Consider the following 13,503-nt stretch of genomic DNA (forward strand, 5'->3'; position numbering starts at 1 on the left):
CAGCGGGGGCGGGTCGCCGTAGTGTCGACGCATGGGGCTGCCGGTCGTCCTGGTGCACGGGATGCGGACGTCGCGCACGATGTGGCGCGCCCAGGTCGACGCGCTCGAGCGCGCGGGCCACGTCGCGGTCGCGGTCGACCTGCCGGGGCACGGCGAGCGGGCCGGAGAGCCGTTCCTGCTCGACGAGGCGGTCGCGACGGTGCGGCGGGCCGTCGACGGCGTCGGGGGTCGCGCGCTGGTCGTCGGCTTGTCGCTCGGCGGGTACGTCGGGATCGCGCACGCGGCGCGCCACCCGGACCAGGTCGCCGGGCTGGTCGCCGCCGGGTGCTCGTCGCGGCCTCGCCGGCTGCTCGTCGGGGGGTGGTCGCTCGCGGCGCGGGGGATCGTCCGGCTGCCGGACCACGGCGCGGGTCTCAACGCGTTCATGGTGCGCCGGTTCCTGCCCGCGCAGGGTGCGGTCGACATCGGTGCGGGCGGGTTCGCGCTGCTCGTCACCGAGGAGGTGCTGCGCGAGGTGGCGCGGTCGTCCCCGGTCGACGACCTGGCCCGCATCCAGGCGCCGGTGTGGCTGGTCAACGGCCGGTTCGACCACTTCCGCGGCGACGAGCGGCTGTTCCTGCGCGCGTGCCGCGACGGCCGGCTCGTGGTGGTGCCCGGTGCGACGCACCTCGTGAGCGTCGTGGCGCCGGAGCGGTTCTCGCGCGTCGTGCTGGAGGCGCTCGACGAGGTCGAACGGCGTCCGGCGGGCGCGGTCGCGCCGGCCGGCGAGGTGCCGATGACGCGCTGAGCGGGCGCGGTTCAGTCGTGGCGCGGCTCAGTCGTGGAGCGTCCAGGCGCGCACACCGCCGACGATGCCTGCTTGGTTGGGCACGACGACGACGTCGTCGCCGAGCCGCTCGAGGACCTGCGGCGTCACCTGGCGCGCGTTGCCGCCGCCGAGGTAGAGGCGGTCCCAGAGGAACACGGGGCGCAGGCCCTCGACGACCCGGCGCACGCGCCGGGACCACAGGCCGTCGCCGAGCCGCGCGCGCTCGACCTGGCCGACGTACGCGTCGTACGTCGTGCCCCAGCGCACGGGTGCGTGCGACAGCTCCAGGTGCGGCGCGAGGACGCCACCGTCGAACAGCGCGGAGCCCAGCCCGGTGCCGAGCGTGAGGACGAGCTCGACGCCGGTCCCGGAGACCACGCCGGCACCGTGCACCTCCGCGTCGTTGAGGACGAGCGTCGGGACGCCGAGCCGTTCCTGCAGCGCGGCGCGGATGTCGCACCCCGCCCAGGCCTCGACGAGCGCGGGGTCGACGGTCGTGCGCGGGCCCGAGCGCGTCACGTAGTGCGGCGTGGCGACGACCACGCCGTGCCGGATCATGCCGGGCATGCCGACGGTCGCGCGGTCGGCGGCGGGCAGGTCCGCGCCGATCGCGGCGATCGTCTCGACCAGGCGCGACGGCGGCAGCGGGTAGGGCGTCGGGACCCGGACAGCGGGCGCGTGGAGCGTGCCGGCGGCGTCGAGCACGGACGCCTTGATCCCGCCGCCGCCGCAGTCGACGGCGAGCGTGAACGGGTGGGCGGGCGGCGTCGGCACGCAGTCACGCTAGCCCCGGCGCCGGGCGCACGGCGCGCCGGCCGGTCCGGTGCCGCCGACTAGCGTGGTGCCCCGTGACCGCGCCCGCGACCGACCCGACCGCCGCCCCGACCGCCGAGCCGGGCGTCGGGCTGTCCACCGACCCGGGCGTCGACCCGACCGTGCGGCCGGGCGTCGACCGCGCCGGCGCGGCGGCGGGCGCCACCCGGCTGCGGCTCGACCTGGCGTACGACGGCACGGGCTTCAGCGGGTGGGCGCGCCAGCCCGCGCTGCGCACGGTGCAGGGCGTGCTGGAGGACGCGCTGGCGGTCGTGCTGCGCACGGCCGCGCACGGCGTCCCGGCGCCGCACGTGACGGTCGCGGGGCGCACGGACGCGGGCGTGCACGCGCGCGGCCAGGTGGCCCACGTCGACGTCGACGCGACGGTGCTGGAGGGGGCGCGCGGCCGGTCGGCGCCGACGGCCGAGGCCGCGCTGGTCTCGCGGCTCGCGGGCGTGCTGCCCCCCGACCTCGTGGTGCACCGCGTGACGGTCGCGCCGGACGGGTTCGACGCGCGGTTCTCGGCGCTGCGCCGCCGCTACGCCTACCGGATCTGCGACGACTCCGGCGCACGCGACCCGCTGAGCCGCGCGCACGTGCTGTGGCACCGGCGGCCGCTGGACGTCGAGACGATGGACGCGGCGGCGGGCTCCATGGTCGGGCGCCACGACTTCGCGGCCTACTGCAAGCCGCGCGAGGGCGCGACGACGATCCGCACGCTCGAGCGCTTCTCGTGGTCCCGGCCGGCGGACGGCGCCGAGGCCGGGCTGGTCGTGGCGACCGTGCAGGCGGACGCGTTCTGCCACTCGATGGTCCGCGCGCTCGTGGGCGCGTGCGTCGCCGTGGGGGAGGGGCGCCGCCCGGTCGGGTGGGCCGCGGAGCTGCTCGCGGGGCGTCGTCGGGACGCGGGCGCGCACGTGGTCGCGGCGCACGGCCTCACGCTCGAGGAGGTCGGCTACCCCGCGGAGGACGAGCTCGCGGCGCGCGCGGTGCGGACCCGCGCGCGCCGCGAGGCGCACGACGTCGACCCGACGCCGGGGTGCTGCTGAGGCGCCTCAGGGGCGGTCGTCGTCCTCGTCCTGGTAGTACCGGTCGTCGACGTACTCCTCCTCGATGAGGTGCACGGCGGCCTCCTCGGCGCTCGCGGCACCACCGGAGACGCCCGCGTCGACCGCGAACGTGTCGTTGACCCCGGACTCGACGGCGTCGTCGTCGGCGACGAGGCGACCGGCGCGGAGCTCCTCGCGGTCACCGGTGACGCGCGGACGCGCCTCCCAGACCTCGGGCTCCTCCTGCTCGATCCGCTGGTCGATCGTCTCGCGGTGCTCCTCCTCCCAGTGGGTCTCCCCGTAGTGGGTGGAGCGGGGTCGGTCGCGCTCGGGCGGGGTGTAGCCCTCGTCGAGGTGGTCGTCGACGCCTCGCTCGACGAGGGTGTCCTCGCCGGGGAGCTGGTCGGTGTCGCCCTCGCTGCCGAGCGCGGCATCGGTCCGGGTGGCAGGTGTCTCGTCGCTCATGGTCCGACCCTCGCACCGGCCGCGACGCCGCGCCAGGGGACGCGGCCGGAATGCGGTTCGGCGGTGACGCGCGGGGCGGTCAGACTGTGCGGCATGGGTCATCTCGACATCGGCGGCATCGGCTACGTGCTGCCCGACGGGCGTCCGCTGCTCGACGACGTCACGTTCCGCGTCGGCGAGGGGGCGCGCGTGGCGCTCGTCGGGCCGAACGGGGTGGGCAAGTCGACGTTGCTGCGGATCGTGGCGGGCGACGAGCAGCCGCACGCCGGGTCGGTGCAGCGCAGCGGCGGGCTGGGCGTCATGCGGCAGGACGTGGGCCGGATCGACGACGACCGGTCGGTGCGGGATCTGCTCGCGTCGCTCGCGCCGGCCGCGGTGCGGGACGCGGCGGTCGAGCTCGCCGCCGCCGAGCTGGGGATCATGGAGGTCGACGACGAGCCCGCGCAGCTGCGGTACGCGCAGGCGCTCGTCGACTGGGCCGACGTCGGCGGCTACGAGGCCGAGGCGGGCTGGGACCGCGTGACGGACGCGGTGCTGTCGGTGCCGTTCGAGCGTGCGCAGCACCGTGAGGTCCGGACGCTGTCGGGCGGCGAGCAGAAGCGCCTGGTGCTGGAGGCGCTCCTGCGCGGCCCGGACGAGGTGCTGCTCCTCGACGAGCCGGACAACGCGCTCGACGTGCCGACGAAGCGGTGGCTGGAGGACCGCCTGGTCGCGTCGTCGAAGTCGGTGCTGCTGGTGAGCCACGACCGGGAGCTGCTCGCGCGGGTGGCGACGCACGTCGCGACGCTCGAGCCGACGGCGGTCGGCGCGTCGGTGTGGGTGCACGGCGGCGGGTTCGCGACGTACCACCAGGCACGCGAGGACCGGCGGTCGCGGCTCGAGGAGCTCATGCGGCGCTGGGAGGAGGAGCACGCGAAGCTGCGCGAGCTGGTGCTGACGCTCAAGACGAAGGCGGCGTTCAACGACGGGCTCGCGTCGCGGTACCAGGCGGCGCAGACGCGGCTGCGCAAGTTCGAGGAGGCCGGGCCGCCGATGGTGAAGGTGCGGGAGCAGTCCGTGCGGGTGCGGCTGCGGGGCGGGCGCACGGCGAAGCGCGCGGTGGTCGCGACCGGTCTGGAGCTCACGGGGCTGATGAAGCCGTTCGACCTCGAGGTGTGGTTCGGCGAGCGCGTCGCGGTCCTCGGGTCGAACGGGTCCGGGAAGTCGCACTTCCTGCGGCTGCTCGCGGCCGGCGGCTCGGACCCGGGCCCGGAGCACGAGCCCGCGGGGGAGACCGCGGTGGCACCCGTCCGGCACACGGGGACGGTGGTGCTCGGGTCGCGCGTGCGGCCGGGGTGGTTCGCGCAGAACCACGCGCACCCGGAGCTCGTGGGGCGGACCCTGCTCGAGATCCTGCACCGCGGCGACGCGCACCGGTCGGGCCTCGGACGTGAGCAGGCGAGCCGTGCGCTCGACCGGTACGAGCTCGTGGAGCAGGCGGAGCAGACGTACGAGACGCTCTCGGGCGGGCAGCAGGCGCGGCTGCAGATCCTGCTGCTCGAGCTCGGCGGCGCGACGCTGCTGCTGCTCGACGAGCCGACGGACAACCTCGACCTGCACTCGGCGGAGGCGCTGGAGGCGGGGCTCGCCGCGTTCGAGGGGACGGTGCTCGCCGTCACGCACGACCGGTGGTTCACCCGGACGTTCGACCGCTTCCTGGTGTTCGCGGCGGACGGGTCGGTCGTCGAGACCCCGGAGCCGGTGTGGGACACCGCGCGGGTGGAGCGCGCGCGCTGACGGCGGGGTGGTGAGCGCTTCCCCCGACGGGCGTCGACCGGTCGGCCCAGCGGCCGTCACCCGGTTGCCGTACGACCTTGGACGTCCGTCCTGCGTTTCGACGTTTCTCACCCGCCCGGGCGGGTGGGTGCGGCGCACAATGACGCCATGTCGAACACGAGCGTCCCGTGGGTGCACCGCCCTGCGCGGGTCGACGACGCGGCCGCGCTCGGCACCCTCGCCGAGTGGCTCTCGCACGTCCAGCTGACCGACACGGACGACCAGGAGGAGCTCGAGCGGTGCGCGCAGGCGCTGGAGCGCATCGCGCTCGCGTCGGGCGTGCTCATGCGTCAGCTCGGCGACCTGTCGCTCGACCGCTGCGACTTCAGCGACCACCTGCTCGCCGACGAGCGGCACCGGGTGGCCGAGGCGCAGCGCGCGGCGCTGCAGGACGCGCTCGGCACGCTCGTCGACCGGGCGCGTGCCCGTCGCGGGCGGTACGCGAACGTCGTGCCCGTCGCGGACCTGCAGCCGCTGCTGCCCAGCCACCGCCAGCCGCCGCGCGCGGACGCGTAGGCCCGCCGGCAGGCGCCCGTGCCGGTCGCGGCTCAGCCGCCGACGACCAGCAGCACGGCGAGCGTCGCCATGACGGCCGCGACGACACCGTCGAGCACCTGCCAGGCGCGCGGCCGCGCGAACAGCGGCTGCAGCCGTCCGGCGCCGAAGCCGAGCGCCGTGAACCACACGACGCTCGCGGTGATCGCGCCGGCGCCGAACGCCCAGCCGCCCGCGGCCGGATGCTGCTGCGCGAGACCGCCGAGCAGCACGACGGTGTCGAGGTAGACGTGCGGGTTGAGGAACGTGAGCGCGAGGCACGTGAGGAGCACCGCGGAGCGGCGCGCGGGGCCGTCGGTCGCGGGGTCGAGGTGCTGCGGGCGGGCGACCCGTCGCGCGGCGCCGACCGCGAGGACGAGCAGGAAGGCCGCGCCCGCGTACCGGAGGACGCGCAGGACGGCCGGGCGGTCGTCGACGAGCGCCCCGAGACCGGCGATCCCGGCGGCGACGAGCAGCGCGTCCGCACCGGCGCACACCGCCACGACGGGGAGCACGTGCTCGCGGCGCAGACCCTGGCGCAGGACGAAGGCGTTCTGCGCGCCGATGGCGACGATGAGCGACAGGGCGCTGAGGAAGCCGGTGAGGACCGCGGGGAGCATGCCTCGACGCTAGGTCGGGACGGCATGTGAAAACCAGTTCAGGTTTCTGTCGGATGGTTAGCATCGCTTCATGACGTTCGACGCCGAGCACCTGCGCACGCTGGCCGCGGTCGTCGACGAGGGCAGCTTCGACGCAGCCGCCCGGTCGCTGCACGTGACCCCGTCGGCCGTGAGCCAGCGGATCAAGGCGCTCGAGCAGCAGGTCGGCGGCGTCGTGGTGCAGCGCACGCGCCCGTGCCTCCCGACCGCCGCGGGGGAGGTCCTGGTCCGGCTCGCCGGCCAGGTCGACGTGCTCGCGCGTGACGCGCTCGCCGAGCTCGGCGCGGTCGCGGGGGAGCAGCCGGGCGGCCGGCGCCGGCTCGCGGTCGCGGTCAACGCCGACTCGCTGTCGACCTGGTTCCCCGCGGCGCTCGCGGGGCTGCCCGACGACGTGCTCGTCGACCTGCGCCGCGAGGACCAGGACCTGTCGGCGCAGCTGTTGCGTGACGGCACGGTCGCGGCCGCGGTCACGGCGGAGCGGCGCGCCGTCCAGGGGTGCCGCGTCCGCCCGCTGGGCGCGATGCGGTACGTCGCGCTGGCGGCCCCGCGTGTCCGGGACCGGTGGTTCGCCGACCGCGACGCGGCGCCCGCGTCGCTCGCGGAGACGTTCGGGCGCGTGCCGGCGGTCGCGTTCAACCGCGCCGACGGGCTTCAGCATGCGTTCGTGCACCAGGTCGCCGGTGCGCGGGTCCCGCTTCCGCTGCACTTCGCGCCCGAGCAGGGGGCGTTCGTCGCGCTGCTGCGCGCGGGCCTCGGCTGGGGCATGGTGCCGGAGCAGGCGGCGACGGCCGAGCGCGCCGCGGGTGCGCTGGTCGACGTGGCGCCCGGCCGGTGGCTCGACGTGCCGCTGTTCTGGCAGCACTGGGCGCTGCGGACGCCGATGCTCGACGACCTCACCGACCGGGTGCTGCGGGCGGCACGCGTGCTCCACCGGGGATGACCCGCGGTTCGGGGGAGCGTGGCGGCGGCGGGTCGACGGTGTGGCGCAGTCGACGCCACCTGTTTTGACCGTCCCTCCGGCCCGCAGGTAGTCTTGTGCGTTGTTGTGCGTCCCCTGTCGCGCGCCCGGACTTCTCACCTGAGCGCTGCGGTGGCGTCCCGGTGCGGTTCCCACTCGCCGGAGGGATGCTCCGACAGCCCTCCACGGCGCCGCTCGCGCGACGACCGTGACATGCAGACACAACGAACGAAGGCTTACGACCCGTGCGTACGTACACCCCGAAGCCCGGCGACGTCGAGCGGACCTGGTACGTCATCGACGCGACCGATGTCGTCCTCGGCCGCCTGGCCACCCACGTGGCCACGCTGCTGCGCGGCAAGCACAAGGCCACCTTTGCTCCGCACGTCGACGGCGGCGACTTCGTCATCGTCATCAACGCGGACAAGGTCGCCCTCACCGGCAACAAGCGCGAGACCAAGCTCGCCTACCGCCACTCGGGTTACCCGGGTGGTCTGCGGGCGACGCGGTACAGCGAGCTCCTCGAGAAGCACCCGGAGCGCGCGATCGAGAAGGCCGTCCGCGGCATGCTCCCCAAGAGCTCGCTCGCTGCCAAGCAGCTCGGCAAGCTCAAGGTCTACGCCGGTGGCGAGCACCCCCACGCCGCCCAGCAGCCGAAGCCGTTCGAGATCACCCAGGTCGCGCAGCAGGCCTGACGGCCGCCGCGCGTAAGAGAAGACAGGAACCGAGGACACCAGTGGCAGAGACCACGGTCGACATCGACCTCGAGGGCGACGAGACGCCCACCAGCTACACCAGCGAGACGGCGGCCCCCCAGGGTCGCGGTCAGTCCATCACGGCCCCCGGCCAGGCCCTCGGCCGCCGCAAGGAGGCCATCGCCCGCGTGCGCCTGGTGCCCGGCACCGGCCAGTGGAAGATCAACGGGCGCACGCTCGAGGACTACTTCCCGAACAAGGTGCACCAGCAGCTCGTCAACTCGCCGCTGAAGCTCGTGGACGTCGAGGGTCGCTTCGACGTCGTCGCGCGCATCACCGGCGGTGGCGTCTCCGGCCAGGCCGGCGCGCTGCGCCTGGGCATCGCCCGCGCGCTCAACGCGATCGACGCCGAGCACAACCGCCCGGCCCTCAAGAAGGCCGGCTTCCTGACGCGTGACGCCCGTGTGGTCGAGCGTAAGAAGGCCGGTCTCAAGAAGGCCCGCAAGGCTCCGCAGTACTCGAAGCGCTGATCTCAGCGCCTCACCCGATGGCCCCGTCGGTCGGAAGACCTGCGGGGCCATCGGTGTCTGCGGGATCGTGAGCACGGCAGGACAGACGGCGGGGACGCAGGGGCGCGCCGACGACGTCGCGTGACAAGGAGTTGCAGAGATGGCCCGACTGTTCGGCACCGACGGGGTGCGAGGACTGGCGAACCGGGACGTGACGGCCGAGCTCGCGCTCGACCTGTCCGTCGCCGCGGCGCACGTGCTGGGTGCGAGCGGCGCGTTCGAGGGGCACCGGCCGCGCGCGGTCGTCGGCCGCGACTCCCGGGCGTCGGGCGAGTTCCTCGCCGCCGCCGTCGCCGCCGGTCTGGCCTCGGCAGGGGTCGACGTCGTCAACGTCGGCGTGCTGCCCACGCCGGCCGTCGCGTACCTCACCGCGGACCTCGGCGTCGACCTCGGCGTCGTCCTCTCCGCGTCGCACAACCCCATGCCCGACAACGGCATCAAGTTCCTCGCGCGCGGCGGGCACAAGCTCGACGACGATCTCGAGCGCGCGATCGAGGCGCGCATGGGCGAGGAGTGGGACCGCCCGACGGGCGCCGCCGTGGGGCGCATCCGCCTCGACACGGGCCGCGCGGGCGACGACTACGTCGACCACCTCGTCTCGACGATCCGCCCGTCGCTCGGCCACCTCCGCATCGCCGTCGACTGCGCGAACGGCGCGGCCAGCGAGGTCGGTCCCGCGGCGCTCCGGCAGGCCGGCGCCGACGTCGTCGTCATCAACGCCTCGCCCGACGGCCGGAACATCAACGAGAAGTGCGGCTCGACGCACCCCGAGCAGCTGCTCGCCGCGGTCGTCGCGTCCGAGGCCGACCTCGGCGTCGCGTTCGACGGCGACGCCGACCGGTGCCTCGCGGTCGACGCCGACGGCAACCTCGTCGACGGCGACCAGATCATGGGCGTCCTCGCGCTCGCCATGCGTGACGCGGGCACCCTCACCGACGACACGCTCGTCACGACCGTCATGAGCAACCTCGGCCTGCGGCTCGCGATGCGCGATCGCGGCGTCCGCACCGTCGAGACCGCGGTCGGCGACCGCTACGTGCTCGAGGCGATGCGGTCCGGCGGGTACGCGCTCGGCGGCGAGCAGTCGGGTCACATCATCATGGCCGCGCACGCCACGACCGGTGACGGCGTCCTCACGGCGCTGCAGCTCGCGGCGCGGGTCGCCGAGACCGGCGAGCCGCTGGCCAAGCTCGCGGGCGTGGTGCAGCGGCTGCCGCAGACGCTCGTCAACGTGTCCGGCGTCGACAAGGGCCGCGCCGGCACCGACGAGCCGCTGCTGGACGCGGTGCGTGCCGCCGAGGCACGGCTGGGCGACACGGGTCGCGTGCTGCTGCGCCCGTCGGGCACCGAGCCGCTCGTGCGCGTCATGGTCGAGGCCGCGACGCAGACCGAGGCCGACGGCGTGGCGCGCGAGCTCGCCGACGTCGTCTCCGCGCGGCTCGCCCTGTGAGCACCACCGGGTCGGCGCGGCAGCGGGACGCCGCCCTGCGTGACCTGGTCCTGCGGCTCCTCGACGCCGCCCACGGCACCGGCACCGTGCCGATCGTGCAGGCCGGCCACCCGGTGCTGCGCGCCCAGGCGCTGCCGTACGACGGCCAGCTCGCGGACGACGAGCTCGAGTCGCTCGTGCACGTCATGCGCGCGACGATGCACGCCGCCCCCGGCGTCGGGCTCGCGGCGCCGCAGATCGGGCTGCCCGTCGCCGTGGCGGTGATCGAGGACTCCGGACCGCCCGACGGCGACGTCGGTCAGGTCCGCGAGCGGTCGCCGCTCGAGTTCCGCGTCCTCGTGAACCCGCGCTACGCGCCCGTCGACGACGAGCGCGTCGCGTTCTACGAGGGCTGCCTCAGCGTCGTCGGCTACCAGGCCGTCGTGGCCCGGCCGCGCCACGTGCACCTGGTCGGCGCCGACGAGCGTGGCCGGCCGATCGACGAGGTCGTGTCCGGCTGGCCCGCGCGGATCGTCCAGCACGAGACCGACCACCTCGGCGGCGTGCTCTACCTCGACCGCGCCGAGCTGCGCTCGCTCTCGGCCGCGGACGCGCTCGGTCTGCGCTGGGCGAGCGAGCCGCGTCCGGAGACGGCGGCGCGCGCGCTCGGCTTCGACCTCGGCGCCGTGCCCGAGGACGGTGCACCGGACGACGGCGACGCGCCCACGGACGACGCGGCGCGCGAGGGCCGTCCGGCGGACGGCGGGCAGCGCGACGTCGGTCCCGCTCCGGCGGCTCCTCGCGTCGGCGCCCACGCCGCAGCGGCGGACGCGGACGCCGACGGGCCGTCCGACGACGGCGTCCCGGTCGCCGACCCGGACGAGGCGGCGGACGTCGACGCTCCGGCGAGCAGGTCCGTGGCCCTCGACGCGGCCGAGTCCGGGCACGACGTGGACGCGACGCCGGGCCCGGACCGGGTCGCGGAGCCCCGCGCGACGTCCTGACCGCGTCCACCGGCGCGCGGCGGAGGCGCCGTCGAGCGGCCCTCCCCCCACGGGGGGAGGCGGTCGTCGCCGGCCTGCACCCGACGGCTCGTTCGGGGTGACCTCAGGGATGATCCGGGGGTGTCCCCTATATCGGCGGCGCCGTCAGGGTCCTACCGTGGGAGTCACGACGCCGATCCGCAGGTCGGCGCCCGACGACCTGGAGGACGCGTGGAGGCATGGGTGCTGGCCCTGGTGGGCTCACCGTGGGTCTTCGTCGTGCTGTACCTCTTCGCGACGATCGACGGGTTCTTCCCGCCCATCCCCAGCGAGTCGATCGTCATCGCGCTGGCCGCCCTCGCCGTCGCGCAGGGGGAGCCGAGCCTGCCCCTCGTGATCCTGGTCGCCGCGGCGGGCGCGTTCACGGGTGACCAGATCGCGTACCAGATCGGCACGAAGGTCAAGGTGCGCGAGGTGCGCTTCCTGCGCTCGGCGCGCGCACAGGCCGCGATCGACTGGGCGGAACGCGCGCTGGAGCACCGGGGTGCGTCGTTCATCATCGCGGCCCGGTACATCCCCGTGGGACGCGTCGCCGTCAACATGACCGCGGGTGCGCTCGGCTACAGCAGGCGCCGGTTCAGCGCGCTCGCGGCGCTCGCCGCGATCACGTGGGGCATCTACTCGTCGGCGATCGGCATCGGCGCGGCGGCGTGGCTGGGCCACAACCCGATCCTCGCGGTCGTCGTGGGCGTGATCGGCGGCATCCTGCTCGGCATCGTCATCGACTGGGTGCTGCGCCGGTACCACACGCTCGCCCAGCGCCGTCGGGAGCGCGTGCACCACGCGCCGGCCGTCCCGCTGCGCGGCGTCGACGCCTCGACGCACCGGCGCGCCGTGGCCGAGGACGACGCCGTCGCCTGACCGCCGGGTCACGGTCTGCTCACGATCCGACCGCGCCTGCTAACGATCCGGTGTCGACCGCGCCGAGCGCGCGCGAGCGTGCCTACGCTCGTCTCGGGTCGACAGGGGAGTCGGCACTCCCCGCGACCCGTGTGGCCCTCACGGCCTGCTGTCCGTGGGGCCACGCGACAGGGGGCAGACATGGCAGGGGCACAGCACGACAGACCCGCGTACCCGGAACCGGGACGGTGGTGGGCGCGCGGCGCGCGCCTCGTCGCGCCCGCCCTGCTGCTCGCGGCGGTCGCCGGCTGCGCGGGCGCACCGACGGTGACGCGGCAGCCGGAGGCGCGCGTCGCGGTCCAGGCCGACTGCCTCGACCCGCAGGTCGTGCGCGAGCTCGGGCTCGTGCTGGACGACGCGATGGCGTCGGCGCCCGCGACGGGGACCGCAGCGACGCCCGGCGCGGTCCCGGAGGACTTCGCGCCCGCGAGCGTCCTCGTCTGCTCGGCGTCCGGCACGCTCAAGTCGGCGTCGGGCACCTGGGCCGCGGTCACGGAGAGCCGCCGGGAGGGCGACCTCGCGCCGCTCCTCGCGGCGCTCGAGCGCCCGTCGCAGGAGCCGTCGGGCGCGTGCGAGACGTCCGGTGCCGTGCCGACGGTGCTGTGGCTCGTCGACGCGCTCGGGCGTGCGGTGCGTCCGGTGTGGCCGACCGACGCGTGCGGTGCGCCCGTCGCGGACGTGCTGTCCGCGCTCGACGCCCTGGACGAGACGGACACGACCGCGTTCCCCGTGGAGCGGGTCGCGCCGACCGGGCCGCCGTCGGGCCGCTGAGCGTCACAGCTTGCGCAGGCGCACCCGCTCGACGGAGTGGTCGGAGCCCTTCGTGAGCACGAGCGTCGCGCGGCTGCGCGTCGGTAGGATGTTCTGCTGCAGGTTGGGCGCGTTGATCGAGTCCCAGATGTGCTCGGCGCGCTCGACGGCCTCGTCGTCGGACAGCGACGCGTACCGGTGGAAGTACGACTCGGGCTGCGCGAACGCGGTCTCGCGCAGGCGCAGGAACCGGTCGACGTACCACTGGCGGATGTCGGTCGTGCGCGCGTCGACGTAGATGGAGAAGTCGAAGAAGTCGCTCACCGCCAGGTTCGACGTGCCCTCGCTGGTCGGGCGCGCGGGCTGCAGCACGTTGAGCCCTTCCACGACGAGCACGTCAGGCCGGTTCACGACGATCTCCCGGCCGGGGACGATGTCGTACGTCAGGTGGTCGTAGACGGGGGCCCGGACCTCGGGGCGCCCGGCCTTGACCTTCGAGACGAACCGCAGCAGCGCGCGCCGGTCGTACGACTCGGGGAAGCCCTTGCGGTCCATGAGGCCGCGGCGCTCGAGCTCGGCGTTCGGGTAGAGGAAACCGTCGGTGGTGACGAGCTGGACGCGCGGCGTCGCGGGCCAGCGCGCCAGCAGCTCGCGCAGCAGGCGCGCCGTCGTGGACTTGCCGACGGCCACCGACCCGGCGACGCCGATGACGAACGGGGTCCCGCCGACGTCCTCGCGCAGGAACGTGCTCGACGCGGCGTGCAGGCCGCGGGTGGCCTCGATGTGGAGGTCGAGCAGGCGCGAGATCGGGCGGTAGATCGCGTCGACCTCGGCCAGGTCGATCGGGTCGCCGAGCCCCGCGAGACGGTCGACGTCCGCGTCGGTGAGGGGGAGCGGTGTCGAGGCGGAGAGCCGACGCCACGCGTCGCGGTCCAGGTCGACGTACGGCGTGGCCGGGGTGAGCGACGGTGGCACGGGACGATTGTGCCGGACGTCGGCGGTGGTGCCGGCCCGGT

At 75.2% G+C, this 13,503-nt stretch carries 16 protein-coding genes; 11 read left to right on the top strand and 5 right to left on the bottom strand.

The genetic code is table 11. From position 1 onward, the window contains the following. The first annotated feature begins 31 nt into the window (after window positions 1–31). Window positions 32–787, top strand: a complete 756-nt coding sequence (locus OOT42_RS05500) for an alpha/beta fold hydrolase (RefSeq protein ID WP_273653902.1) — start codon at window positions 32–34, stop codon at window positions 785–787. Window positions 788–814: 27 nt separating this feature from the next. On the opposite strand, the gene OOT42_RS05505 is transcribed toward OOT42_RS05500, so the two are convergent. Beyond that, window positions 815–1,582, bottom strand: coding sequence for an ROK family protein (locus OOT42_RS05505; protein ID WP_273653903.1), 768 nt, complete (start codon window positions 1,580–1,582; stop codon window positions 815–817). 4 nt (window positions 1,583–1,586) lie between these two features. After that, entirely contained in the window at window positions 1,587–1,859 is a 273-nt protein-coding gene (locus OOT42_RS20285; protein WP_423775964.1) for a glycine zipper domain-containing protein, read from the bottom strand. Between OOT42_RS20285 and truA the strand changes: the two genes are divergently transcribed. After that, window positions 1,744–2,670 (top strand): tRNA pseudouridine(38-40) synthase TruA, encoded by a 927-nt coding sequence (gene truA, locus OOT42_RS05510; protein WP_273654785.1) that lies wholly within the window; start codon window positions 1,744–1,746, stop codon window positions 2,668–2,670. The two genes, OOT42_RS20285 and truA, sit on opposite strands and share 116 nt — an antisense overlap. 6 nt (window positions 2,671–2,676) lie before the next feature. Here the strand turns inward: truA and OOT42_RS05515 are convergent, their stop codons facing one another. Continuing rightward, window positions 2,677–3,135 (bottom strand): DUF5709 domain-containing protein, encoded by a 459-nt coding sequence (locus OOT42_RS05515; protein ID WP_273653904.1) that lies wholly within the window; start codon window positions 3,133–3,135, stop codon window positions 2,677–2,679. Between the two features lie 93 nt (window positions 3,136–3,228). On the opposite strand from OOT42_RS05515, the gene OOT42_RS05520 reads away from it, so the two are divergent. Both OOT42_RS05520 and OOT42_RS05525 read left to right on the top strand, forming a co-directional pair. Further along, window positions 3,229–4,911 (top strand): ABC-F family ATP-binding cassette domain-containing protein, encoded by a 1,683-nt coding sequence (locus tag OOT42_RS05520; protein ID WP_273653905.1) that lies wholly within the window; start codon window positions 3,229–3,231, stop codon window positions 4,909–4,911. Window positions 4,912–5,058: 147 nt separating this feature from the next. Further along, entirely contained in the window at window positions 5,059–5,466 is a 408-nt protein-coding gene (locus tag OOT42_RS05525) for a hypothetical protein (protein ID WP_273653906.1), read from the top strand. Window positions 5,467–5,498: 32 nt separating this feature from the next. Here OOT42_RS05525 and OOT42_RS05530 read toward each other — a convergent pair whose 3' ends face one another. Continuing rightward, on the bottom strand, window positions 5,499–6,104 hold the full coding sequence (locus OOT42_RS05530; protein ID WP_273653907.1) for a LysE/ArgO family amino acid transporter: 606 nt from the start codon (window positions 6,102–6,104) through the stop codon (window positions 5,499–5,501). A gap of 70 nt (window positions 6,105–6,174) precedes the next feature. Between OOT42_RS05530 and OOT42_RS05535 the strand changes: the two genes are divergently transcribed. The 7 genes from OOT42_RS05535 to OOT42_RS05565 all read left to right on the top strand — a co-directional run bounded on the left by OOT42_RS05535 (window position 6,175) and on the right by OOT42_RS05565 (window position 12,508). Next, entirely contained in the window at window positions 6,175–7,083 is a 909-nt protein-coding gene (locus OOT42_RS05535; RefSeq protein ID WP_273653908.1) for a LysR family transcriptional regulator ArgP, read from the top strand. A 263-nt stretch (window positions 7,084–7,346) separates the two neighbouring features. Beyond that, window positions 7,347–7,796: a 50S ribosomal protein L13 gene (gene rplM, locus OOT42_RS05540; RefSeq protein ID WP_124343458.1), complete on the top strand. Its 450-nt coding sequence runs from the start codon at window positions 7,347–7,349 to the stop codon at window positions 7,794–7,796. A gap of 41 nt (window positions 7,797–7,837) precedes the next feature. After that, a complete protein-coding gene (gene rpsI, locus OOT42_RS05545; protein ID WP_162352728.1) occupies window positions 7,838–8,326 on the top strand; it encodes a 30S ribosomal protein S9 in 489 nt (162 codons plus the stop codon). Window positions 8,327–8,465: 139 nt separating this feature from the next. After that, complete coding sequence (gene glmM / locus OOT42_RS05550) at window positions 8,466–9,815, top strand: phosphoglucosamine mutase (RefSeq protein ID WP_273653909.1); 1,350 nt, start codon at window positions 8,466–8,468, stop codon at window positions 9,813–9,815. Then, window positions 9,812–10,798: a peptide deformylase gene (locus OOT42_RS20225; RefSeq protein WP_337251888.1), complete on the top strand. Its 987-nt coding sequence runs from the start codon at window positions 9,812–9,814 to the stop codon at window positions 10,796–10,798. The genes glmM and OOT42_RS20225 overlap by 4 nt, the downstream gene beginning before the upstream one ends. Before the next feature lie 210 nt (window positions 10,799–11,008). Next, window positions 11,009–11,698: a DedA family protein gene (locus OOT42_RS05560; protein ID WP_273653910.1), complete on the top strand. Its 690-nt coding sequence runs from the start codon at window positions 11,009–11,011 to the stop codon at window positions 11,696–11,698. A gap of 180 nt (window positions 11,699–11,878) precedes the next feature. Next, the gene (locus tag OOT42_RS05565; RefSeq protein WP_273653911.1) at window positions 11,879–12,508 is read left to right on the top strand and encodes a hypothetical protein; all 630 of its coding nucleotides are present in this window, start codon (window positions 11,879–11,881) and stop codon (window positions 12,506–12,508) included. Window positions 12,509–12,511: 3 nt separating this feature from the next. Here the strand turns inward: OOT42_RS05565 and coaA are convergent, their stop codons facing one another. Then, entirely contained in the window at window positions 12,512–13,462 is a 951-nt protein-coding gene (gene coaA / locus OOT42_RS05570) for a type I pantothenate kinase (protein ID WP_273654786.1), read from the bottom strand. Between the last annotated feature and the right edge of the window lie 41 nt (window positions 13,463–13,503).

The organism is Cellulomonas fimi (assembly GCF_028583725.1).
Lineage (GTDB): Bacteria > Actinomycetota > Actinomycetes > Actinomycetales > Cellulomonadaceae > Cellulomonas > Cellulomonas fimi_B.

Coding starts and splice junctions, on each gene's coding strand:
- OOT42_RS05500 (WP_273653902.1), top strand. CDS start 32: ATGGGGCTGCCGGTCGTCCTGGTGCACGGGATGCGGACGTCGCGCACG.
- OOT42_RS05515 (WP_273653904.1), bottom strand. CDS start 3,135: ATGAGCGACGAGACACCTGCCACCCGGACCGATGCCGCGCTCGGCAGC.
- OOT42_RS05520 (WP_273653905.1), top strand. CDS start 3,229: ATGGGTCATCTCGACATCGGCGGCATCGGCTACGTGCTGCCCGACGGG.
- OOT42_RS05525 (WP_273653906.1), top strand. CDS start 5,059: ATGTCGAACACGAGCGTCCCGTGGGTGCACCGCCCTGCGCGGGTCGAC.
- OOT42_RS05530 (WP_273653907.1), bottom strand. CDS start 6,104: ATGCTCCCCGCGGTCCTCACCGGCTTCCTCAGCGCCCTGTCGCTCATC.
- OOT42_RS05535 (WP_273653908.1), top strand. CDS start 6,175: ATGACGTTCGACGCCGAGCACCTGCGCACGCTGGCCGCGGTCGTCGAC.
- glmM (WP_273653909.1), top strand. CDS start 8,466: ATGGCCCGACTGTTCGGCACCGACGGGGTGCGAGGACTGGCGAACCGG.
- OOT42_RS05565 (WP_273653911.1), top strand. CDS start 11,879: ATGGCAGGGGCACAGCACGACAGACCCGCGTACCCGGAACCGGGACGG.